Origin of the sequence: Stenotrophomonas sp. 59, from assembly GCF_030291095.1 — a bacterium.
GTDB lineage: Bacteria > Pseudomonadota > Gammaproteobacteria > Xanthomonadales > Xanthomonadaceae > Stenotrophomonas > Stenotrophomonas maltophilia_Q.
On the sequence record NZ_CP127408.1, the window covers coordinates 1290387 to 1312042 of the forward strand.

The 21656-nt window shown below is 65.2% G+C and carries 19 protein-coding genes and 1 tRNA gene; 12 read left to right on the forward strand and 8 right to left on the reverse strand.

Going from position 1 to position 21656, the window contains the following annotated elements; genetic code table 11:
* Window positions 1–27 precede the first annotated feature (27 nt).
* The 3 genes from ispH (at window position 28) to QP552_RS05925 (ending at window position 3703) form a co-directional block, all read left to right on the forward strand.
* Window positions 28–978, forward strand: a complete 951-nt coding sequence (gene ispH / locus QP552_RS05915; protein WP_049428543.1) for a 4-hydroxy-3-methylbut-2-enyl diphosphate reductase — start codon at window positions 28–30, stop codon at window positions 976–978.
* Window positions 979–1157: 179 nt separating this feature from the next.
* Window positions 1158–3041, forward strand: coding sequence for a peptidase M61 (locus QP552_RS05920; protein WP_286075302.1), 1884 nt, complete (start codon window positions 1158–1160; stop codon window positions 3039–3041).
* A complete protein-coding gene (locus tag QP552_RS05925) occupies window positions 3038–3703 on the forward strand; it encodes a lysoplasmalogenase (RefSeq protein ID WP_286075303.1) in 666 nt (221 codons plus the stop codon). Before QP552_RS05920 ends, QP552_RS05925 begins: the two co-directional genes overlap by 4 nt.
* Before the next feature lie 51 nt (window positions 3704–3754).
* On the opposite strand, the gene QP552_RS05930 is transcribed toward QP552_RS05925, so the two are convergent.
* From QP552_RS05930 to QP552_RS05950, 5 genes are read right to left on the reverse strand one after another with little or no spacing between them, the layout of a single operon-like run.
* Entirely contained in the window at window positions 3755–4474 is a 720-nt protein-coding gene (locus QP552_RS05930; protein WP_286075304.1) for a hypothetical protein, read from the reverse strand.
* Entirely contained in the window at window positions 4471–5427 is a 957-nt protein-coding gene (locus QP552_RS05935) for a hypothetical protein (RefSeq protein WP_111112453.1), read from the reverse strand. The genes QP552_RS05930 and QP552_RS05935 overlap by 4 nt, the downstream gene beginning before the upstream one ends.
* Window positions 5428–5473: 46 nt before the next feature.
* A complete protein-coding gene (locus QP552_RS05940) occupies window positions 5474–8260 on the reverse strand; it encodes a TonB-dependent receptor (protein ID WP_111112454.1) in 2787 nt (928 codons plus the stop codon).
* 14 nt (window positions 8261–8274) lie between these two features.
* A complete protein-coding gene (locus QP552_RS05945) occupies window positions 8275–9243 on the reverse strand; it encodes a FecR domain-containing protein (RefSeq protein WP_286075305.1) in 969 nt (322 codons plus the stop codon).
* Complete coding sequence (locus tag QP552_RS05950) at window positions 9240–9719, reverse strand: RNA polymerase sigma factor (RefSeq protein WP_238378640.1); 480 nt, start codon at window positions 9717–9719, stop codon at window positions 9240–9242. Before QP552_RS05950 ends, QP552_RS05945 begins: the two co-directional genes overlap by 4 nt.
* Before the next feature lie 283 nt (window positions 9720–10002).
* Between QP552_RS05950 and QP552_RS05955 the strand changes: the two genes are divergently transcribed.
* The 5 genes from QP552_RS05955 (at window position 10003) to QP552_RS05975 (ending at window position 15699) form a co-directional block, all read left to right on the forward strand.
* Window positions 10003–12882 carry an autotransporter outer membrane beta-barrel domain-containing protein gene (locus tag QP552_RS05955; RefSeq protein ID WP_286075307.1) on the forward strand — a complete coding sequence of 960 codons (2880 nt, stop codon included), beginning with the start codon at window positions 10003–10005 and terminating at the stop codon, window positions 12880–12882.
* A 97-nt stretch (window positions 12883–12979) separates the two neighbouring features.
* Window positions 12980–13984: a 2-hydroxyacid dehydrogenase gene (locus tag QP552_RS05960; protein WP_111112456.1), complete on the forward strand. Its 1005-nt coding sequence runs from the start codon at window positions 12980–12982 to the stop codon at window positions 13982–13984.
* Window positions 13985–14034: 50 nt separating this feature from the next.
* Window positions 14035–14110: transfer RNA gene (locus QP552_RS05965), tRNA-Thr, on the forward strand.
* A gap of 278 nt (window positions 14111–14388) precedes the next feature.
* Complete coding sequence (locus QP552_RS05970; RefSeq protein WP_286075309.1) at window positions 14389–15339, forward strand: RHS repeat-associated core domain-containing protein; 951 nt, start codon at window positions 14389–14391, stop codon at window positions 15337–15339.
* Window positions 15340–15699, forward strand: coding sequence for a hypothetical protein (locus QP552_RS05975; protein WP_286075310.1), 360 nt, complete (start codon window positions 15340–15342; stop codon window positions 15697–15699).
* A gap of 81 nt (window positions 15700–15780) precedes the next feature.
* On the opposite strand, the gene QP552_RS05980 is transcribed toward QP552_RS05975, so the two are convergent.
* The 3 genes from QP552_RS05980 to QP552_RS05990 are packed head-to-tail and all read right to left on the reverse strand — an operon-like array spanning window position 15781 to window position 17126.
* Window positions 15781–16107: a hypothetical protein gene (locus tag QP552_RS05980; protein WP_286075311.1), complete on the reverse strand. Its 327-nt coding sequence runs from the start codon at window positions 16105–16107 to the stop codon at window positions 15781–15783.
* A 23-nt stretch (window positions 16108–16130) separates the two neighbouring features.
* On the reverse strand, window positions 16131–16475 hold the full coding sequence (locus tag QP552_RS05985) for a hypothetical protein (RefSeq protein ID WP_111112459.1): 345 nt from the start codon (window positions 16473–16475) through the stop codon (window positions 16131–16133).
* Window positions 16476–16514: 39 nt separating this feature from the next.
* Window positions 16515–17126 carry a GyrI-like domain-containing protein gene (locus QP552_RS05990; RefSeq protein WP_106549447.1) on the reverse strand — a complete coding sequence of 204 codons (612 nt, stop codon included), beginning with the start codon at window positions 17124–17126 and terminating at the stop codon, window positions 16515–16517.
* 353 nt (window positions 17127–17479) lie between these two features.
* On the opposite strand from QP552_RS05990, the gene cyoA reads away from it, so the two are divergent.
* From cyoA to cyoD, 4 genes are read left to right on the forward strand one after another with little or no spacing between them, the layout of a single operon-like run.
* A complete protein-coding gene (gene cyoA, locus QP552_RS05995) occupies window positions 17480–18535 on the forward strand; it encodes a ubiquinol oxidase subunit II (RefSeq protein ID WP_111112461.1) in 1056 nt (351 codons plus the stop codon).
* A 2-nt stretch (window positions 18536–18537) separates the two neighbouring features.
* Entirely contained in the window at window positions 18538–20535 is a 1998-nt protein-coding gene (gene cyoB / locus QP552_RS06000) for a cytochrome o ubiquinol oxidase subunit I (protein ID WP_111112462.1), read from the forward strand.
* A complete protein-coding gene (cyoC, locus tag QP552_RS06005; RefSeq protein ID WP_286075312.1) occupies window positions 20532–21170 on the forward strand; it encodes a cytochrome o ubiquinol oxidase subunit III in 639 nt (212 codons plus the stop codon). The genes cyoB and cyoC overlap by 4 nt, the downstream gene beginning before the upstream one ends.
* Entirely contained in the window at window positions 21170–21511 is a 342-nt protein-coding gene (gene cyoD / locus QP552_RS06010) for a cytochrome o ubiquinol oxidase subunit IV (RefSeq protein ID WP_005408584.1), read from the forward strand. Before cyoC ends, cyoD begins: the two co-directional genes overlap by 1 nt.
* Window positions 21512–21656 lie beyond the last annotated feature (145 nt).

Sequence of the window (21656 nt, forward strand, 5' to 3'; positions counted from 1 at the left end):
GCCGGCCGCTGCCGGGAGATTGAACTGATGGATGTGCTGCTCGCCAACCCGCGTGGTTTCTGTGCCGGTGTCGATCGTGCGATCGAGATCGTCAAGCGCGCGATCGAAACGCTGGGCGCGCCCATCTACGTCCGCCATGAAGTGGTGCACAACCGCTTCGTGGTGGACGACCTGAAGCAGCGCGGCGCGATCTTCGTCGAGGAACTGGACGAAGTGCCGGACAACAACACGGTGATCTTCAGCGCGCATGGCGTCTCCCAGGCCGTGCGCCAGGAAGCCGAGCGCCGTGGTTTGAAGGTGTTCGACGCCACCTGCCCGCTGGTGACCAAGGTCCACTTCGAAGTCGCCCGCCACTGCCGTGCCGGCCGTGACGTGGTGCTGATCGGCCACGCCGGTCACCCGGAAGTGGAAGGCACCATGGGCCAGTGGAACCGCGAAGCCGGTACCGGCCAGATCTACCTGGTGGAAGACGTGGAGCAGGTCGCCACGCTGCACATCAACCAGCCGGAAAACTTCGCCTACACCACGCAGACCACGCTGTCGGTGGACGACACGCGCGGCATCATCGATGCGTTGCGTGAGCGCTTCCCGGCGATGCAGGGCCCGAAGAACGACGACATCTGCTACGCCACGCAGAACCGCCAGGACGCGGTGCGCGACCTGGCCAAGCGCTGCGACCTGGTGCTGGTGGTCGGTTCGCCGAACAGCTCCAACTCCAACCGCTTGAGTGAGCTGGCCCGCCGCGAAGGCGTGGAGTCGTACCTGATCGACGGCGCGCATGAAATCGACCCGGCGTGGGTGGTGGGCAAGCAGCACATCGGCGTGACTGCCGGTGCCTCGGCGCCGCAGGTGCTGGTCGATGGCGTGCTGGCACGCCTGGCCGAGCTGGGTGCCAGCGGCGTGGGCGAGCTGGATGGCGAGCCGGAATCGATGGTGTTCGCGCTGCCGAAGGAACTGCGCCTGCGCCTGGTCGATTGACCGGACCTGACTCGGGTGGGGATGTATCCATCCACGCATGGCGTGGATCTACCGCTCACGGCCTTGTCACCGGGTTTGCCGCTTCTGGTGGAGTTCGCGCGCGCCATGACCTTTGGCCATGGGGCAGGGCTCTCTACAGGCCTAGCATCGGAGGATTCTCCGTTGTTGGATGCTGCCCGATGAAGACCCGTGCTCTGGTGATGTCCCTGCTGTTCGTGCTGGCGGCCACGCCTGCGCTGGCGCAGACCTCGTCGCCGGCCAGCGCCGCCGCTCCCGGCCTGCTGCGCATCGATGTAGACGCGCGCGACCTGGCCCGGCGCATCTTCAAGGTCACCGCCACCGTGCCGGCCAAGCCGGGTCCGATGACCCTGCTGTACCCGCAGTGGATTCCCGGCAACCATTCGCCCACCGGCCCGATCGACAAACTGGCCGGCCTGCGCGTCACCGCCAACGGCAGGCCGCTGGCCTGGCAACGAGATCAGTTCAACGTCTACGCATTCAAGGTGGATGTGCCCGAAGGCGTGAACGAGATCGTCGCCCACTTCGATTTCCTGTCCTCGCAGGGCGGCAGCCAGGGCCGGGTGGTGATGACCCCGGAAATGCTCAACCTGCAGTGGAACGCCAACTCGCTGTATCCGGCCGGTGTCGATGCGCGCCAGCTGCAGGCGCAGGCCAGCGTGACGCTGCCCAAGGGCTGGTCATTCGCCACCGCACTGGAGACTGCGCGCCGTGACGGCGACACCGTGGTGTTCAAGCCGATCTCCTATGATCACCTGGTCGACTCGCCGCTGTTCGCCGGCGAACACTACCAGCGCATCGACCTCGATCCGGGCGCGAAAGTGCCGGTGCACCTCAACGTGTTCGCCGACGAGGCCAAGTCGCTGAAGCCGACCGATGCGCAGATCACGATGCACCGCGCGCTGGTGCAGCAGGCCGACAAGCTCTACGGTGTGCGCCACTACAACCACTATGAGTTCCTGCTGGCGTTGACCGACCGTCTCGGCGGCATCGGCCTGGAGCATCACCGCTCCAGCGAGAACAGCGCCGATCCGGGCTATTTCACCGAGTGGGACAGCAACGCGTGGATGCGCGATCTGCTGCCGCACGAGTACACCCATTCCTGGAACGGCAAGTACCGTCGTGGCGCCGATCTGGCTACTGCCAATTTCAACGTGCCGATGGGCGACAGCCTGCTGTGGGTGTACGAGGGCCAGACCCAGTTCTGGGGCCAGGTGCTGGCCGCACGCTCGGGGCTGTGGTCGGTCGCGCAGGCGCGCGACATGCTCGCCAACGTGGCCGCCACCTATGACCGCGGCCGCCCGGGCCTCGCCTGGCGCCCGCTGCAGGACACCACCAACGACCCTACCATCGCCCAGCGCCGCACCCTGCCGTACCGCAACTACCAGATGAGCGAGGACTACTACTCCGGCGGCCAGTTGCTGTGGCTGGAGGTGGAAGGCAAGCTGCGCGAGCTGAGCGGCAACCGCCGCAGCCTGGATGACTTCGCGCGTGCATTCTTCGGCGTCGGCAATGGCGACTGGGACGTCAATCCGTACACTTTCGACGATGTGGTCGCGACCTTGAACGGCATCGCACCGTATGACTGGGCGACCTTCCTGCGCGGCCGCCTGGACGGACATGGTTCGCTGACCGGTGGCCTGGAGCTGGCCGGCTGGAAGCTGGTCTACCGTGATACGCAAAACGACGCCTACAAGGCACAGGAAAAGCGCGCCAAGGGCGCGTTGCTGGCCTACTCGCTGGGTGCGACCGTGCTCGACAGTGGTTCGGTCGGTGACGTGATCTGGGACAGCCCGGCGTTCAACGCAGGATTGGCGCCGGGCATGAAGGTGATCGCCGTGGGCGGGCGCGAGTACAGCAGCCAGCGCTTGAAGGACGCGGTCGCTGCTGCGGCAAAGGACAAGGCGCCGATCGTGCTGCTGGTGAAGCAGTTCGACCGCATCGAGACCATGAACATCGACTACCACGGTGGTCTGCAGTACCCGGTGCTGGAACGCATCACCGGCAAGCCCGACCGCCTGGCGGACCTGTGGAAGGCACGATGAAACCGCGCGTCCGCGATGGCGTGATCCTGCTGGCAGCGATCCTCGCCATTGTGGGCGCGTTCCTGCACGGTGACGGGCGCTGGCTGCACTGGCTGGCCAAGCCGGCCACCACGCTGCTGATCGCCGCCATCGCCTGGCGCGTGCATGATCCCGCGCAGGCGTTCTACCGGCGCGCAGTGCTGGCCGGCATGCTGCTGTCGTGCGTGGGCGACATCGCGCTGATGCTGCCGATCGACGCGTTCGTGCCGGGGCTGGTTGCGTTCCTGCTGGCGCACGTCTGCTACATCGTCGCGTTCCGCGAGGGCCTGCGCGCAGGCCGGGGGCTGCTCGCCGCTGCCGTGCTGCTGGGTGCCTTCGCCGTGCTCAACGTGATGGGCCTGTGGCCGCACCTGCCGGTGCCGATGCGCATCCCGGTGCTGGCCTACGTGGTGGTGCTGGCGTCGATGGCGGTGCTTGCGCTTGCGCGCGCATGGGCGCGTCCTCAGGCGGCCGCGCCGGAACCGTGCAGTGCACGCTGGGCGGCAACCGGTGCCGTGCTGTTCGTGGCCAGCGATTCATTGCTGGCCTGGGACCGCTTTGCCGGAGGCCTGCCGCTGGCCAGCCTGCTGGTGTTGTCCACCTACTACGCCGCGCAGTACGCCATCGCCCGCTCCGTAAAATAGAAAAGGGGACGGAGGGGATTAAGTCGCCATCGGCATCAAGGCAATTACGACTTAATCCTCTCCGTCCCCTTTTCTGACGCTGCGCGCGATGCCCTGTGCATCGAACTGCAGGCGCGCCGATTCGCGGTCGCCGTCAACCTCGTCCGGCAGCCATGCCAGCTTGCCGGCCTTGCGCACGATCACGTAGACGTGGCCGACTTCCGAGGCCGGGTTCTGCAATGCGTTGCGTTGTTCCTGCAGTGCCTTGGCCACGCGTGGTACGGCATCGAAATCGATGTTGGCCAGCGGCGTGCTGCTGCGTTGCAGGCTGATGGTGGGGGCGAACTGCTGCGGGTTCACCGGGTTGCCCTTGCGCCACTGCCCGCGTTCGAAGTGGTAGCTGTCGACGTGGTTCGGCTGCTGCGGATCGACCAGGTCCAGGTTGATGCGGCCATCATCGTAGAAGTGGATGCTGTGGAACACCGTCAGCCGGTGTCCGGACAATGCAGGCAACTGCTCCAGTGCCTGGCGTGCGCCCAGCAGGTACTCCGAATCGAACAGCCGGTTGCTGCGTTCGGGCATCAGGGCGGGCTGCAGTCCGGGCGCCGTTGCCAGTGAGTCGGCCTGCTCGCGCGGCGGTTGCGATGCAGATGGCCTCGACGGACGGTCGGGCTGCATCGGATGTCCCAGAGTTTCGGCGATGGTTCCCAATGCACCGCCGGCTACGGCCACGCCGGCCAGCACCAGCAGCACCAGCGAAAACACCCGTCGGGTGGAAGGAGGCCGCTTCACATGCCCTCCAGGCGCACGTTGCCGCGGTCATCCGGGTCGTACAGCAGGGTCACGTGTTCGCGCGGGATGTTGGCCAGGTCGATCAGCGGAATGAAGCGACGCACGCTGGCCCGCTGCACATCGCCGTCACGGTCGGTGTACTCCAGCTGGAACTCCACCTGCGGCTGCTCGTTGAGGTAGGTGCCGGTCTGGCGCACCTTCAATACCCTGGCCTCCACGCCGATGCCGCGGTACTTCAATGCGTCGCCGCGCGCATCACCCTGCAGCAGGCGGCCAAGCAGGCGCAGTCCCAGCATGTAGCCACACAGCACCAGTGGGCACACCAGCAGCGGGTGGCCGAAGGACAGGAAGGTCCAGCCAAGGCCCTCGCTCTGCAGCCGGTAGGCCGCCACATAGGCGGCGGCTACCAGGACGATGCCGATCGCAGCGCCGATGCTTCGCCGCCACAGGCTGGCGACATCCAGTTCGGGCTGGGCACCGTCCAGTACCACGTTCGGGAACGCGCCCGGCGTTCGGCCCAGGCGTGCATTGATGTGCCTGCCGACGCCGAAGCGCTGCAGTTGCGGCTTGCTGTCGACCACCAGCAGCTGTTCGCTGATCGGGGTGCCCGACAGATTCTGGAAGGACAGCTGCAGTTTCCATTGTGCGAATCCACGCACGTGCACACCGGTCTGCTCGGCGTGTTCAATCAGCGCATCACGAGGTTCGCCATCGGCGAGGATCGAACGCACGCGATGCAGGGCGCGCGGCGGGCCGAGCAGCAGGGTATGCAGGAAGGCGAGCAGCAGCGCCAGCCATGCACTCAGTGACAGGGCGAGCAGCAGTAGTGCCAGCCACGGCGCGCTGCGATCAGCCAGCGCCACCGGCCAGGAGGTGCCGAAATAAAGGATGCAGGGGAAGGGCAACGCGAAGAACAGCAGGAACGCGCCCCAGAACCAGAGATAGGCTTTCATGGGGGAGGTGGCAGGCCGGTGGAACAGGCCGCGTAGCGTACTACGCTCAGCGGAACTGCAGGGTAAGCAGGTAGTAGCGACCCAGTGGATCGTCCAGCCCCGGCATCTGCCCACCATTGCCGATCAGGTAGTTCACCGGTTGCGCATCAAGCACGTTGTGCACATCCAGCGCCGCGATGACGCGAGGGCCCAGGCGGCGCGCCAGGTGCAGGTTCCAGCGCAGCTGGCGCGGATTCATGCAGTGGTTCTGTTCGATCTGCCGCTGCGGGCACTCGGCGCCGGGCAGCCATGCACGGGTGCGGCCCACCTGGTTGCCGCGCAGGGCGATGTCCCAGTTGCTGTTCTGCCATTGCACGTTCAGGACCGCCGCCATCTCGGGCGTGACATGTCCGCGCAGGTCGATCGCCGGTTCGTGGTCGCGACGGCGGCGCAGCTCCTGCTGCTTCAGCGCGTCCAGCGAGAACAACCACTGGCCGTTGCTGCCGGTGTCGATCCGGTATTCGCCACGCAGCACCCAGTTGCGGGAGGTGGTACGGCCGATATTGTCGAACGACAGCCGCAGGCTGCTCAGGTTGCCATCCTCATCCAGCTGCCAGGTATCACGGTTCCACACGGCATCGACCGGCTGCAGCGCGAGGATCTCGTTGCGCAGCTCGACGATGTTGTGGGTCAGCGACAGCGAGAACGCATCGCTGGGTGACCAGGTCGCCGCCAGCGAATGGCTGCGTGAGCTCTCGGCCTTGAGCGTGGTGTTCTCCTCCACATCCGCAGTGACCACGCAGCGGCCGTCGGGCCCGCTCTGTGCACAGGGCGGCAGTGCGCTTGAGGCGGGGAGGGTGAGGGTGCCGAACTGTCCTGGCGGACGGCGCTGTTCGAACAGGCTGGGCGCGCGATAGCCGCGACCGCTGGCCAGCAGGAACGACCAGTGCGGTGTTGGGGTCCAGCGCAGACCGGCACGGGGCGAGAATGCCGTGTAATCGCCGTCGTAGTCCCAGCGCGCGGCCAGGTCCATGCGCAGTTCCGATGTCAGTGGCAGGCCCAGTTCCGCATACGCGCCGCCACTCTGCCGCGACAGGCGCCGCTGCTGCTGCGGCAGCCCCAGTGCCAGATCGCCCTGGCTCAGCAGGGTGTCCGGGTGGGACGTCCAGCGTTCATGGCGCAGGTCGATACCAGTGGCCAGCTGCGCGTTGCCGCCCCGCATCGGCATCAGTGCGCGCTGTATGCCCCACCAGCCCTGCCATTGCTCGGTAAGTCCGCGGTTGCGGATCGACGGGAACAGCGACGTGGCTTCATCGGCGGGCAATGCATTGAAGCCTGGCAGGAACCTGAGTGACTGCGCAGCCTCGATGAAGGGTTCGGCGCGCACGGTGCCCGGTGTGGACAGGGTGACGTCGCTGCGCTGTGCGCTGATGCCGGCGTCCCAGCTGTGGCTGCCCTGGTCCCGGCCGATGCCCAAGGTGAGATCGGCGTCGGTGGCACGTACCTGGGGACGCACATTGCCGGCCTCGCGCAGGACGCTGTTGAAGGTGTAGCCGTACAGGCCGAGGGCGACGGCGGTCGGGCCCAGATCGAAGCGCTGCCGGTTGTGGCTGGCGCGGGCTTCGGCATAGACGTAACGCCCCTGGCCACGCTCATGCCGGTAGCGCAGATAGGCCGAGGCGGTATCGGAGGCCGGTTGAAGCGAACGAGGGCGCGAACTGTCGAACCAGCAGGCGCCATTGCGTCGTTTCAATGGTCCGTCGCAGCGCGTAGCGGGCCAGTAGTCGCCATCGCGGAAGGCGCCGATCAGGTATTGCGACGTCTCTGCGTGCCAGTCACGCTGGTCCCCCGCCAGGTGGTCGACGCGATGCAGGTCGATGCCTGCGAACCAGCGGTCGCCGTTCCCGCGCAGGCCTCCGGTGGCGGCCTGCACGCGGTACTGGCCAGCGTCGCCACGGCTGCTCAGGCCGGTCTGCAGCGTCGCCTCCGGGCCGTCGGCCTGGTCGCGCAGGATGATGTTGACCACGCCGGACATGGCATCGGCGCCGTAGATGGCCGAAGCACCGCCGCGCACCAGTTCGATGCGTTCGACAAAGCTGAGTGGAATGCCGCCCAGATCGGTGAGCCCGCCCTGCTCCAGCGACACCATCGGGTAGCGGGGCAGGCGCCGGCCATTGACCAGGAACAGGGTGGCGCGTGGTCCCATGCCATCCAGGCTGGTGGTGGCGGCAGCACCGACAGGCAGGTACTGCGAATCGCCACTGCGGGCGCTGCTCATCGCTGGCAGTCCGTTCATGCCGGGCAGGTGCCGCAGCAGGTCGAACAGGCTGCCGTAGCCGCTGCGCAGGATGTCTGCGCGATCGATCGTGGTCACCGGCAGGGTGGTCTGCACGGAGGTGCGCGGCAACCGGCTGCCGGTGACATGGATCGGCGCCAGGTCCACCTGGGGTGGCGACTGTGGGGGTGTGTGCGGGCGCGGCGCGACCGTTGCCGGAACCGGCGGCGCAGCCGCGGGCGCGACGCGGATGCGGCGGACCACGAAGCCTCCGGACGGTGTTCGAAGGATGGTCACCGGCATGCCGGCGACCAGCTGTTTCAGGGCCGATGCTGGATCGGCCAGGCCATGGGTGCCGTTGGCATGGAGCCCCGCCAGTTCCCGGGCATCGAACACCAGAGCGATGCCGCTTTGCCGTGCCCATTGCTGCAATGCCGAAGGCAACGGGCCAGCGTTGATGCGGTAGTCGTGGGTGGCGGCCGGATCGCCTGCGAGGGCGGCAGGCGGCGCGGCGACCAGCAGAGCCAGGCACAGCAGGGGGCGGAGCAGCCCCCACTGCAGCGCGCCTGGTCCTGCCATCACCGCAGGCCTCCTCAGTACGTGCGGCGCAGTTCCAGCGCGCCATCCGGGCGCGTCTGGCCAGCAATGGACCAGCCAAGTTCCAGCGCGGACAGCAACTCCTGTGCGTCACCTGCGCGGAACGTGCCGCTGACCGCCAGATCACTGATCTCCGGGTCAGCGATCACCAGCGGTGCATGGCCATAGCGGTTCATGCGTTCGACCACGATCGACAGCGGGGTGGCATCGAAGACCAGCTGCCCATGCAGCCAGCCCTCGGCGGCTGCCGTGGAGGACAGGGCTGGACCGGGCTGGATGCGCCCGGAGGGCAGTACCTGCAGTTGCTGGCCAGGGGCCAGCGTGCGCTGGGCGGCGCCGTTGCTGACTTCCACCGCACCCTCCAGCAGCGCGACCTCGACCAGGCCATCGTGCAGGCGCTCAACCTGGAAGGTCGTGCCGATATCGCGGATCGTGCTGGTACCGGCGCGCAGCTGCAATGCCTTGCTCGATGGCGCGACCTGCAGCTGCAGGCGGCCGCGTTCGAGGTCCAGCTCGCGGTGGCGCCAGCCGAAGCTGGCATGCAGCGTCGTGCCGGCATCGAGCATGGCCACGCTGCCATCGGGCAGGGTCAGCCGCTGTGCCTGATGCGTGTCATTGGCAAAGCGTTGCGGGGCAGGGTTGCCATCCACCGCTACCATCCAGCCCACGCCGATGGCCAGGCAGATACCCGCGGCTGCGGCCGCAGCAGGCAGCCAGCGGCGCCGGGCAGGCCGTGCCGCGCGCGCCGCAGCCGTCCGCAGCCACGGGTCCGCAGCCAGGCCCTGGCCCTGCTGGAAAAGGTCTTCGGCCTGCACCCAGGCTTTGACATGGGCAGGGTCTTCAGCAAGCCAGTCTTCGAATGACTCGCGTTCGGCCGCGGTGCAGTCCGGAGCTTCCAGCCGCGCCACCCAGGTGCTGGCGCGTGCGAACAGCGAGGCGTCTTCCCTATGCCGGTGGCTGCTCATTCGGTATCCCTGTCGTTGTGCAGCGGATCCGGTCCCAACTCCTGGCGCAGGCCCTGCAGGGCGCGGGCGATATGTTTTTCCACGGTCTTGGCTGTAATTCCACAGTGCCGCGCGATCTGCGTATAGCTCATGCCGGTGATCCGGTTGAGCAGGTACACCTCGCGCGCGCGCTCGGGCAGTTTGAAAAGGGCCTGCCGCAGCAGGGACAACATCTGCCCGGACTCTGCCTGGCGCAAGGGATCCGGCGACGGGCTGGTGGGCTCGTCGTGACCATCATGCTCGGCCAGTGACAGGTGCGGTCGCGACTGCGGCGATCGGCCGCGATCGGCCAGGCGATTGCGCGCGATACGATACAGCAGCAGGCGCAGTTCGTCGGTGCCGTGCGCGCGATAGCGGATCAGCCGCTCCATGCAGTCCTGCGCGATGTCCTCCGCATCCTCCGGCCCGACGCCCCGTGTGCGCAGGAACGCACACAGTGGCGCGCGTTCCTCGCGTACGAACGCGATGAAGGCGTCCGCAGGCGCGGGTGGCTCCGGCGCGCGATGGATCAGGGGGGACGGGGCGGACAGGGCTGGCCTCGGCTGACATTGGCGGTTGCGTCATCGAGTTTTACGCGACGATGACCGGATGGGGAAGAGTGCAGGGCGCCCCTCTCTTATTGTGAATGCATTCATTTTTCCCGGACGGTCGCGCTGGGGGAGATTCCGGCGTTCTGCCGTTTGACTCCTTACCCGCGTGTTGCGGGTGGAGAGAGAACGTATGAAGCATTCGAAGTTGAGCCTGGCCCTGGCCGGGCTGATCGGCGTTGGTGCCATCGCGGTGGCTGATGACGTCATGGCAATGAGTTATCACGTGCAGGGGGATCGCATCTTCCTGAGTGGCGGGGTGACCTACGCCGATGTGCTATCGCTGCCGGCACTGCTGGCCAAGGCGCAGGCCGAGGGCCGGCCGATCCGCGAGGTGGTGCTGCGCACCTCCAACGGTGGCGCGCTGATTGCCGGCGAATGGTTGCAGGGCGTGATCCGCACCGCCGGCCTGAATACCATCGTGTCCGGCCACTGCATTTCGTCCTGCTCGATCATGCAGTCCGGTGGCGTCGAGCGTTATCTGGCCGGTGACCTGCCGATCGTCGATTCGGTGCAGATCCACGCCGCCAGCAACGGCGGCAAGGTGATCTACACGCCGTCGCCGCGCATGACCCAGATCTACACCGGCAACTACGGCGGTGGCATGGATGCCGGCCTGCTGCACAAGGCCATGTATGAAGTGGTGCAGCCCAACGGCCTGCTGGTGTTCCGCGATCCGGCGCGTACCACCGGTGCTTCGGTCAGCTTCGATCCGGACGGCAGCGGCAGCAAGCTGGAGTCGTTCCCTGGGCAGGACATCTACAGCAACAGGATCATTACCGCGAAGGGCTACCGCGATCCGGGCGATACATTGAATGTCACGGCCAACGTGAGCGGCGACATCAACCCGGGCTACCTGCGCACCGGTCGCCAGCTGCAGACCTTCGTCGATGATGATTTCGCGCGTTGGAATACCAATCCGTCCTCGACCTACATGACCCTGGCGCAATACATCTACAACCAGTCCGGCACCGGACCACAGGGCATCGGTCCGAATTCGGTGCAGGACTATCTCAGTGATCCGGGTGTCCAGGCCCTGTTGTTGTCCAGGCTGCGCCTGGGCGACCTGGATGCGTCCACGCTGGACAACTCGATGGGCGTGATCCGCGTGGCCAACGGCGCCACCTGGCGTACCTCCGCCACCACCGGTGCCGACTTCATGCTGGTCGACAATGGCACCATCGCACTGGAAGGCGGCGCGCTACGCGCTCCAGAAGTGCGTGTGATGGGCGCGGGCATGCTGGTCGGCCATGGCGATGTGGCCAGCACCGCAACGGAATTCAGCGCACTGGTCAGCGGTACCCGTCCGTCCTGGCGCGAGGATGGCTTCAACCGCCTGCGCGTGTACGGGACCCTGATGCCGCGCGGCGGCGATCTGGTCACCCATGGCTACGTCAACATCATGCCGGGCGGCAAAGTGTTGTTCGACGTGACCGAGAACGGTGGTACTGCTGCCGGGCGCGTGCGCGTGGGCAGCTTCTTCGACCAGTCCAGCGGCAAAGTGAATGACGGCGCGCTGGTGATCTCCAAGGGCGCCTTCCTGGAGCTGAATGTAGCGCAGGGCTACTACGGCCAGGATTTCCGTCGCGATCTCGTGCAGGGCCCGATCTACCAGGGCGGCTTCGAAGACGTCGTGCGCCTGGGCGACACCGGCTACAGCGCCAGCATCACCGGCGGAGAAGTGTTCCGCCCACGCCACAACTCGCTGCTGAGTTTCAACGTGAAACAGACCGCGGACGGCCTGTGGTTGACCGCCAACCCGGGCTTCGACCAGCTGGGGCTGTTTGCCAATGGTGCTTCGGGCGATGCCCTTGGCCGTGCGCTGGCGACCGCTTCCGATCGCAGGGATGGTGGCCTGAAGTCGCTGCTCGGTGCCCTGCAGTTCGCCGACCGTGATGTGATCGCACAGCAGGCCGGTGCCCTGCGCGGTGACGCGCACGCGAGCCTGCGCCTGGCCGACAACGCATTGGTGGGCAGCATCGGCAACGTGGTGCAGCAGCATCAGGCCGCGATGCGCAGTGGCGGTGATGCCGACGGCCTGGCCTCGCAGGCCGCGCAGTCGGTGTCGGCGCAGCCGGGCATGCGCCACGGCAGCCTGTTCAACCAGCTGGCCATGCATCTGGTCGAGCCGGCGGCGGGTGGCGGTGAAGGCAGTGGCTCTGGTCGCAACCATGGCCTGTGGGCGCGAGGTTTCGCCAGCCACGGCCGCATCGATGCCGACGGTGGCGTGGCCGGCTTGAGCCATAACATCGGCGGCGTCGTCGTCGGTGCCGATACCCGCGTTGCCGATGACCGCGTCACCCTGGGCGTCAGCGTGGCAGCGGCAGATATGTCGACCAAGGGCCGCGACGGCTCCGACTTCAGCGGTGACGTGCGCGCGCTGGACGTGGGCGGCTATCTGGACGCGACCTATTCGCGCGGCTATCTGTCGGCGGCGGTGCGCTATACCGACCTGCGTCATGACACCCGGCGCAGCGTCAGCGGTATCGATGGCCTGCAGCAGCCGCTGCGCGCCAAGTACAACAACGATGCGATCTCGGCACGGATGGAACACGCGTTCTCGTTCACCACCGGCAGGGGCCTGGTGATCCAGCCGCTGCTGCCGGTGGTGGACTACGCGCGCACCTCGGCCACGCGCTTCAATGAAGGGCAGGGCGCGGGTGCACTGGTCGGTCGCAGCGGCAGCCTGGAAAGCATCCGCGTTGGTGCCGGCCTGCAGCTGTTCAGGACCTTCGAGGGCAACAACGGCGAGCGCATCACCCCGCGTGCGCGCGTGGTCTGGCAGAAAGAGCTGGGCGATTCGCAGGCCCGTTACAGCACTGGCTTCGCCGCAGCACCGGACCTGGTGTTCGGCGCCAGCAGCCAGGCCGTGGGCGAGCAGGTGCTGGCCTGGAACCTGGGCGTGACCAGCCGCGCCAGCGAACGCCTGTCGATCATGGCCGACTACGTGGGCGAGCGTCGTGACGGGCAGATCCAGAACGGCGTGATGCTGGGCCTGGGCTACCGGTTCTAAGTGGCACAGGGCACCGGCGATGTTCGCATCGCCGGTGCCATCCCCACGGACGCGTGGCTGCGGTATGGTCGGCATGGCATTCCACCCAGGTTCTTCCATGCAGATCGCCGTCTTCAGCGCCCGACCCTACGACCGCCGCTTCCTCGACGAATCCAACCAGCGCGATGCGGCGGGGCAAGGTTATACGTTCGTCTACTTCGATGCCGCGCTGGATGTGCATACCGCAGCACTGGCACAGGATTGCGCCGCCGTCTGCGTGTTCGTCAACGACCGGCTGGATGCGGCGGTACTGCGTGCGCTGCACGCGTTGGGCGTGCGTGCGGTGCTGCTGCGCTGTGCGGGCTTCAACAATGTGGACCTGGCCGCTGCGAAAGCACTGGACCTGTTCGTCGCCCGGGTGCCTGCGTATTCGCCCGAGGCCGTTGCCGAGCATGCACTGGCGCTGGTGATGACCCTCAACCGCCAGACCCATCGCGCCTACAACCGCGTGCGCGAAGGCAACTTCATGCTCGATGGGCTGCTCGGGCGCACCCTGCATGGACGCACCGTCGGCATCGTCGGTACTGGCAAGATCGGGCTGGCCACCGCGCGCATCTTCAAGGGCATGGGCTGCACCGTGCTGGGGCATGACCCGTATCCGTCGGCCGCCTTCGCGGCTGTCGGCGAGATGGTGGCGCTGGATGAACTGCTGGCGCGCGCTGACATCGTCTCGCTGCATTGCCCGCTGACGCCCGATACCCAGCACCTGATCAATGACGCGTCACTGGCGCGGATGAAGCCGGGCGCGATGCTGGTCAATACCTCGCGTGGCGCATTGGTGGACACCCATGCGGTGATCCGCGCGCTGAAGTCGCGCCGGCTCGGACACCTGGCTATCGACGTGTACGAACAGGAAAGCGCGTTGTTCTTCCAGGACCTGTCCGGCGAGATCATCGACGACGAGGCCTTCCAGCGCCTGATGACCTTCCCCAACGTGCTGGTGACCGGCCACCAGGGCTTCTTCACCGTGGAGGCGCTGCAGGAGATCTCGGCAATCACGCTGGGCAACCTGGCCGATTTCGCCGCCGGGCGGCCCTGCGCCAACCGGGTCGAGGCGGGCTGAGCCGGGTGGATTGACCGCCGGGGCGCCCAACCCGTAAAATCGCGGGCTCCGCCGGAATAGCTCAGTTGGTAGAGCGGCGCATTCGTAATGCGTAGGTCGCAGGTTCGACTCCTGTTTCCGGCACCAGTTGCATGAAAAGCCCCGGCCTTGGTCGGGGCTTTTTTTGTGCTCTGGTAGTGCCGGCCGCTGGCCGGCAACCAGTAGTGCCAGCCCATGGCTGGCAGCCCTAATTTCCGAACCTCGCGGCCTGCCAGCCACGCCGGCTTCCCAGGCGCTTAGCTCCTCGCACAGTTCCTGACCTGGCAACCGAAGCCGGCCATTCCTGTGCTATGAATGCACAGCCTTGCTTCGAGGCTCTTTCAGGAATTGCAGGGATGCGCAGGTTCGGGGGAACTGCAGGCGGTGTGTCCAACCGCCTCAGGAAATTCGAGAATCGAATTCGGAAGCTCGGCGCAATGGGCGCCTGGCTGTGCTGCGTGCTGCTGATGGGCCTTGGCCTGTCACCAACCGCAATCGCCCAGACCACGGTGACGTACATCCACACTGACGCCCTGGGCTCGGTCGTGGCTGAGAGCGATGTCAACGGCAATGTGATCAAGCGCAACGACTATGAGCCCTATGGCGCTTTGGTAGGTGGCCAGGTTGCGGATGGGCCGGGCTACACCGGTCATGTGAGCGACTCGGCCACGGGCCTCAGCTACATGCAGCAGCGGTACATGGATCCGCAGTTGGGGGTGTTCCTGTCGGTGGATCCGGTGACGGCACATGAGCAGCCTGTCGGGCAGTTCAACCGATACCGGTATGCCAATGGGAATCCTTACAAGTTCACGGATCCGGACGGGCGAATCGTCAAGTACGCATTTGAAGGCGGAGCGACGCTGCGCGATGGTGCTGCCGTGCTCAATCATTGGATGAAGTCAGAAACCATCAGCTCTGAACTGAAGCAGATTCTCCTGTCCGATGAGACCTACACCATACAGTTCAATCGCAATGGTGATTTTGGATATGACGAGAATGAAAGAACCATCAGTATTGATGTCACCTCTGGACTTCGCATCAAATCCTCCGGGGAGATCCAGTCCCCTGCTCTGGGGGGCGGTCACGAGGTGAGCCATGCTGCCCAGCATGATCGGGTTGGATTGTCCGCATTCCAGGCTTCGCTTGTTGCGCCACAGTCCAACTCGGAGAGCAACGGCGTGATGCAGATCCGAGTCGGCGTATCTTCGGAAGAGGCGCGGGCTACGGGGGTGGAGACCCGGGCCGCGCGTGAGCTGGGGGAACCTGCCCGGAAAAGCTACAGCGACACGAACGGCACGGTCAATGTCTGCTCCCCCACCAGCAATCGAGGGTGTTGAATGAACCGTGTTCTGCTGATTGCGTTGGCCTTGTCCAGTGCCTCATGTCGCGCCGGCGAGGAGCTCCCAGGGCCTTGCAAGGATGCCAGCCGTCCGGTGGAGTCCATTGCGCCGGTCGTTCCCGCCATGACAGAAATGCAGGTGCGCGGCTCTGTTGTGGCGACGGTGGTCGTTGAAGAGGATGGACGGGTGACGAATCCGGTCATCACGGGGGCCCAGCTTGAAGGGCTGGATCGGGGAAGGGTCGACAATGCGGCCTATGAGCGCGCAGCCCTGATTGCCGTGGTGAAATGGCGTTTCCCGCCGGTCCCATCTCGCTGCACCAGGAAGGTCACATTCGACTTCCAGCGTCTGGATTGATTGAGCCCGGTCAGGCCATGGAAGGCGTTGGCAATCCCCGCCATGGAGGCGAGGGGCAACGCGAGTGGGGGGAGATCTGCCTCAAAAAGCAAGATCGAAGTAGTAGACCTTCTTTGCTCCGAACACGCCGCATCCTTCGCTGGTTAGAGCGTGGAAGCCGATCGGTGTCCGCGATGACGCCGCCGACAGGATGGCCGCGTATTTTTCCCGTCCGGATTTGTCGCTGGACAGATCGATTACCCAGCGCCCGGCGGAAACACACTCGTTGTTGGTGGGCTGGCCTTCCAGCCATACGGAAACGAACGTGGATTCGACAACCAGCTTGGTGATTTTTCCGGTCTGGTGTGTATCGGCCCATGCGCTGCCGGACAGCAGCAGTGCACCGAGCGTGATAGCGAGCTGTTTCATGTCTTCCCTGCAGGCCCGGGTGATCAAACCCTATATATAGCGCAGTACGTGCCGGATCTGATGAGCACGAGCATCATCAGTTGCCGCAGAAAGCCACCGATCACCCCGGCCAGCACCCCGGCCGCGATCCGCATGGCCAGCCGGACCCATCGCCCGGCGCGTTCCCGCAACCAGGGCAGTACCGCCGTTACCTGTGCAGCCAGCAGCAACACCACCACATCCAGCCCCAGTGCATCGACCAGCGACAGCAGCGGCAGCAGGTCGGGATTGCAGGCCAGTACAAGCAGCAACACGCTGCACAGCAGCGCAAAGGCCCGACGGCTGGTCGGCAGGGTGGTCCAGCGCAGTAAACGATCAATCAAGGGCATGAATCTACGGGTCCTTGTCAGAGCGGTGCATGCAGGCGGTCATTCCGCGCGGACGGGCTGCCGCAGCACTGTCTTCAATCGAGCGGCTTCGGTCCTGCGCGGGTCGCTCAGGTAGATCTCATGGTGGGGGCCGGCAAAGGCATACCCCAGAGAGGGCATCAGTTCATCGTGCAGATGGGCCAGGGCCGGACCCTCGTCATCGTAGGCGCCTACGTGAAGCGTCTGCAGGCAGAGGCCTTCTTCGAGAATTTCGTGGCGAAGGCTGGCCGGAACGTCGCCCAGTTTCTTCGCCGCCTTGGCAATGGCAGCCTCCAACTGCGCTGGACTGATCCCGTCCGGCGTGCGGATCATCACCGTCCACCTCCACTCATCCTTGCGGCGTGCCACAAAGCTCGACGGATCCTCGGCGGTCCAAAGCGCTTCCAACGGCGGCACCACATAGTCCTGGCCCCCGGCCTTCAATGCGAACTTCAGTGCATAGCTCACCGAGTACAGCCATTGCACCGCCTGCAGGTAGGCCGGGGCGGTGTTCGGGTCGCCGCGACCATCGACCATCAGGTAGGGCAGGGGCGGTACATCGACCGGTACGAACTGGCCGGCGGGCGGTTGATAGAGCGCCCGGTCGCGCTTCTTGAAGTCGATCTTGTCCATCGGGGGCTTCCTCCTGCGCCGAGCATCCCATGCCAGGCACCGCTCAGCACGCCTGAACCGGTTCAGGTGACTTTGCCGAACGAGGGCGAACGACCCGCGAACGTCCGGGGCCGGAATGCCGCCCTGGGTCATGCGCGCGTCATGCCCGCGCACTGCGACAACGTGTCGCAGCCTGAAACGGGCCTTTCCTGCGCCTGATCATTGTCAATGCCTTTCTTAAATGGTGGGTGACGGCCTAAAATTGAAAGGCTGACTCGACCCCACCTCCCTGCCTGTCTTCCGGACCGGCGGGACCGGCTTTTGCCGGAACAGGCAGGACGGGGAACGGCATTCCCTCGCAATTGGATCGACCGATGATTCCGTTGAAAACCCTTGGGCGCTGGTTGCGCCCGGGCCTGCTGCTGTCGTTGCTGGTGATGCTCACCGGCTGCGATGCCGTGGCCATCCTCAGTCCGAAGGGCCAGATCGGCCAGGATGAGAAGACCCTGCTGATCACGGCCACCGTGCTCATGCTGCTGGTCGTCATCCCGGTCATCATCATGACCCTGACCTTCGCGTGGAAGTATCGCGCCTCCAACACCAAGGCCCGTTACGAGCCGAAGTGGTCCCACTCGACGGCGATCGAGGTGGTGGTGTGGTCCATTCCCTGCATGATCGTGCTGGTGCTGGCGGTCCTGACCTGGCGTTCGTCGCACGCGCTGGACCCGTACAAGCCGCTGGAATCGGACGTCAAGCCGGTCACCATCGAGGCGATCTCGCTGGACTGGAAGTGGCTGTTCATCTATCCGGAAGAGAAGGTGGCGGTCGTCAACGAAATCAAGTTCCCGGTCAACACGCCGCTGAACTTCAAGATCACGTCCGATTCGGTGATGAATGCCTTCTTCATCCCGCACCTGGGCAGCATGATCTACTCGATGGCTGCGATGGAGACCAAGCTCCACCTGATCGCCAACGAGACCGGTGAATTCCCGGGCATGTCCTCGCACTACAGCGGCGCGGGCTTCGCCAAGATGCACTTCACTGCCTACTCGGTCACCGATGCCGAATACCGCCAGTGGCTGGACCAGGTCCGTGCCGGCGAGCAGACCCTGGACAAGACCTCGTTCAAGGCCCTGGGTGAAGCACGCAACGCCGAGTGGTATCCGGTCACCTACTTCGGCAAGACCGAAGAAGGCCTGTTCGACTGGGTCATCGCCAAGCACATGGGCGACAACAAGCACTACGGCATGAAGCACGAGCACAAGGCCCCGGCCGATGGTGCCGCTGCCGAAGGCCACGACGCCCATGCGGGTCACGAGGGCCACGAAGGCCACGCCGACGCCGCTGCCGCTCCGGCCGAACACGCCGGACATACTGCTGACGAGCACGCCGCCGCCGGTCACGCCGGCCACGCGGGTTCGGGAGAATGAACATGTTGGGAAAACTCTCTCTTGAGTCGATCCCCCACGATCCGATCGTGCTGACCACCCTGGTCGGCGCGGTGCTGGGTGGCCTGGGCGTCATGGCCCTGATCACCAAGTTCAAGCTGTGGGGCTATCTGTGGAAGGAGTGGTTCACCTCGGTGGACCACAAGAAGATCGGCGTGATGTACCTCATCGTCGCCTTCGTCATGCTGCTGCGCGGCTTCTCCGACGCCATCATGATGCGTACCCAGCAGGCGCTCGCCGTCGGCGGGTCCGAGGGTTACCTGCCGCCGCACCACTACGACCAGATCTTCACCGCCCACGGCGTGATCATGATCTTCTTCGTGGCGATGCCGCTGATCACCGGCCTGATGAACCTGGCCGTGCCGCTGCAGATCGGTGCGCGCGACGTCGCGTTCCCGTTCGTCAACTCGCTCAGCTTCTGGCTGTTCGTGTCCGGCGCGGTGCTGATCATGCTGTCGCTGTGGATCGGTGAGTTCGCTGCTACCGGCTGGCTGGCGTTCCCGCCGTTGTCGGGCATCGAATACAGTCCAAGCGTCGGCATGGACTACTACATCTGGGGTCTACAGGTCGCAGGCCTGGGTACCACGCTGAGCGGTATCAACTTCTTCATCACCATCCTGAAGATGCGTACCCCCAGCATGAAGCTGATGCAGATGCCGGTGTTCACCTGGACCGCCCTGGTGACCAACGTGCTGATCGTCGCCGCCTTCCCGGTGCTGACCATCACCCTGGTGCTGCTGACCCTGGACCGTTACCTGGGTACGCACTTCTTCACCAATGACGGTGGCGGCAACGCCATGCTGTACATCAACCTGATCTGGATCTGGGGTCACCCGGAGGTGTACATCCTGGTCCTGCCGGCGTTCGGTGTGTTCTCCGAAGTCATCGCGACCTTCTCGCGCAAGGCGCTGTTCGGCTACAAGGGCATGGTCTACGCCACCGCCTGCATCGGCGTGCTGTCGTTCATCGTGTGGCTGCACCACTTCTTCACCATGGGTTCGGGTGCCAACGTCAATGCCTTCTTCGGCATCACGACGATGATCATCTCGATCCCGACCGGCGTGAAGATCTTCAACTGGCTGTTCACCATGTTCCGCGGTCGCGTGCAGTTCACCACGCCCGTGCTGTGGACCATCGGCTTCATGGTCACCTTCACCATCGGCGGCATGACCGGCGTGATGCTGGCGATCCCGGCCATCGACTTCGTGCTGCACAACAGCCTGTTCCTGATCGCCCACTTCCACAACGTCATCATCGGCGGCGTGGTGTTCGGCATGTTCGCCGGCATCACCTACTGGTGGCCGAAGATGTTTGGCTTCCGCCTGAACGAGTTCTGGGGCAAGTGCGCGTTCTGGTGCTGGTTCATCGGCTTCTACGTGACCTTCATGCCGATGTACGTGCTGGGCTTCATGGGCATGACCCGTCGCCTGCAGAGCACCGTCAACCCTGCCTACGAGCCGCTGCTGCTGGTGGCTGCCGCAGGTGCCTTCATCGTGGGTGCCGGCATTCTGTGCCAGATCATCCAGGTGGCTGTGTCGATCCGCGACCGCAAGAAGACCGTCGACCTGACCGGCGACCCGTGGGATGCCCGTACGCTGGAGTGGGAAACCTCTTCGCCGCCGGCCTTCTACAACTTCGGCACGCTGCCGGAAGTCACCGAGCTGGACGATTTCTGGGAGCGCAAGCAGCGTGGTGAAGCCTGGCCGAAGCCGGCCAAGTACACCGACATCCACATGCCGCGCAACACCGGCACGGGCGTTGTCATCGGTGCCTTCAGCCTGGTGTTCGGCTTCGCGATGATCTGGCACATCTGGTGGCTGGCCATCGTCGGTTTCGTCGGCATGATCGCCACGTTCATCTACCGCACCTTCGACCAGGACGTGGACTACTGGGTCCCGGCCGCCGAGGTGGAACGCATCGAGAACGAACACCGCAAGCACCTGGAAAACCAGGGCCTGGTGAAGTCGGAGCTGAAGGCATGAGCACCAATACCTCGACCCTGAGCCACGGGCACGCCGCGCATGCGGCGGCCCACGGCCATGACGACCACGAGCACCACGACACCGGCGGCAACACCGTCTTCGGTTTCTGGGTGTACCTGATGAGCGACTGCCTCATCTTCGCCTCGCTGTTCGCCACCTACGTGGTGCTGTCCGGCGGTACCGATGGTGGCCCCGGCGCGAAGGACCTGTTCGAGCTGCCGTTCGTGGCGTGGGAAACCGCGCTGCTGCTGACCTCCTCGCTGACGTTCGGCCTGGGCATGATTGCCATGCACCGCAAGCAGATGGGCCAGATGTACCTGTGGCTGGGCATCACCTGGCTGCTGGGCTTCGGCTTCATGTGCATGGAAGTGTGGGAGTTCCAGCACCTGATCCACCAGGGCTACGGTCCGGACCGCAGTGCCTTCCTGTCGGCGTTCTTCGCCCTGGTCGGTACCCACGGCCTGCACGTCAGCGCCGGCCTGCTGTGGCTGCTGGTGATGTTCGTGCAGCTGAAGAAGTACGGCCTGACCCCGACCAACAAGACCCGCATGGCGTGCCTGAGCCTGTTCTGGCACTTCCTGGACCTGATCTGGATCGGTGTGTTCTCCGTCGTCTACCTCAATGGAGCCCTGTAATGGCACATGACAACCATGCACACGACCACGGCACCGGCGGCGAAAGCCATGGCACCGTGAAGTCGTACCTGATCGGCTTCGTGCTGGCGGTGGTGCTGACCGTCATCCCGTTCTGGATGGTGATGTCGGGCGATTTCTCGCGCACCGTCAACGGTGTGGTCATCGCCATCACCGCGGTGCTGCAGATGCTGGTCCACCTGGTGTTCTTCCTGCACCTGGACCGCTCCTCGGAAAGCCGCTGGAACGTCAACGCTGCGGCCTTCACCGTGGTGGTGATCGGCATCATCGTGGTCGGCACCCTGTGGGTCATGCACAACATGAACGTGCACATGATGCACTGACGTCTTCGCGACGTTGCCACGCAGAAAGGCCGCCCTCGGGCGGCCTTTCTGTTTGTTGCGCGATCGCGGGGAACGCATCCACGCATGGCGTGGATCTACCAGTCACCGCGAGGGCCCCGCACAGTAGATCCACGCCATGCGTGGA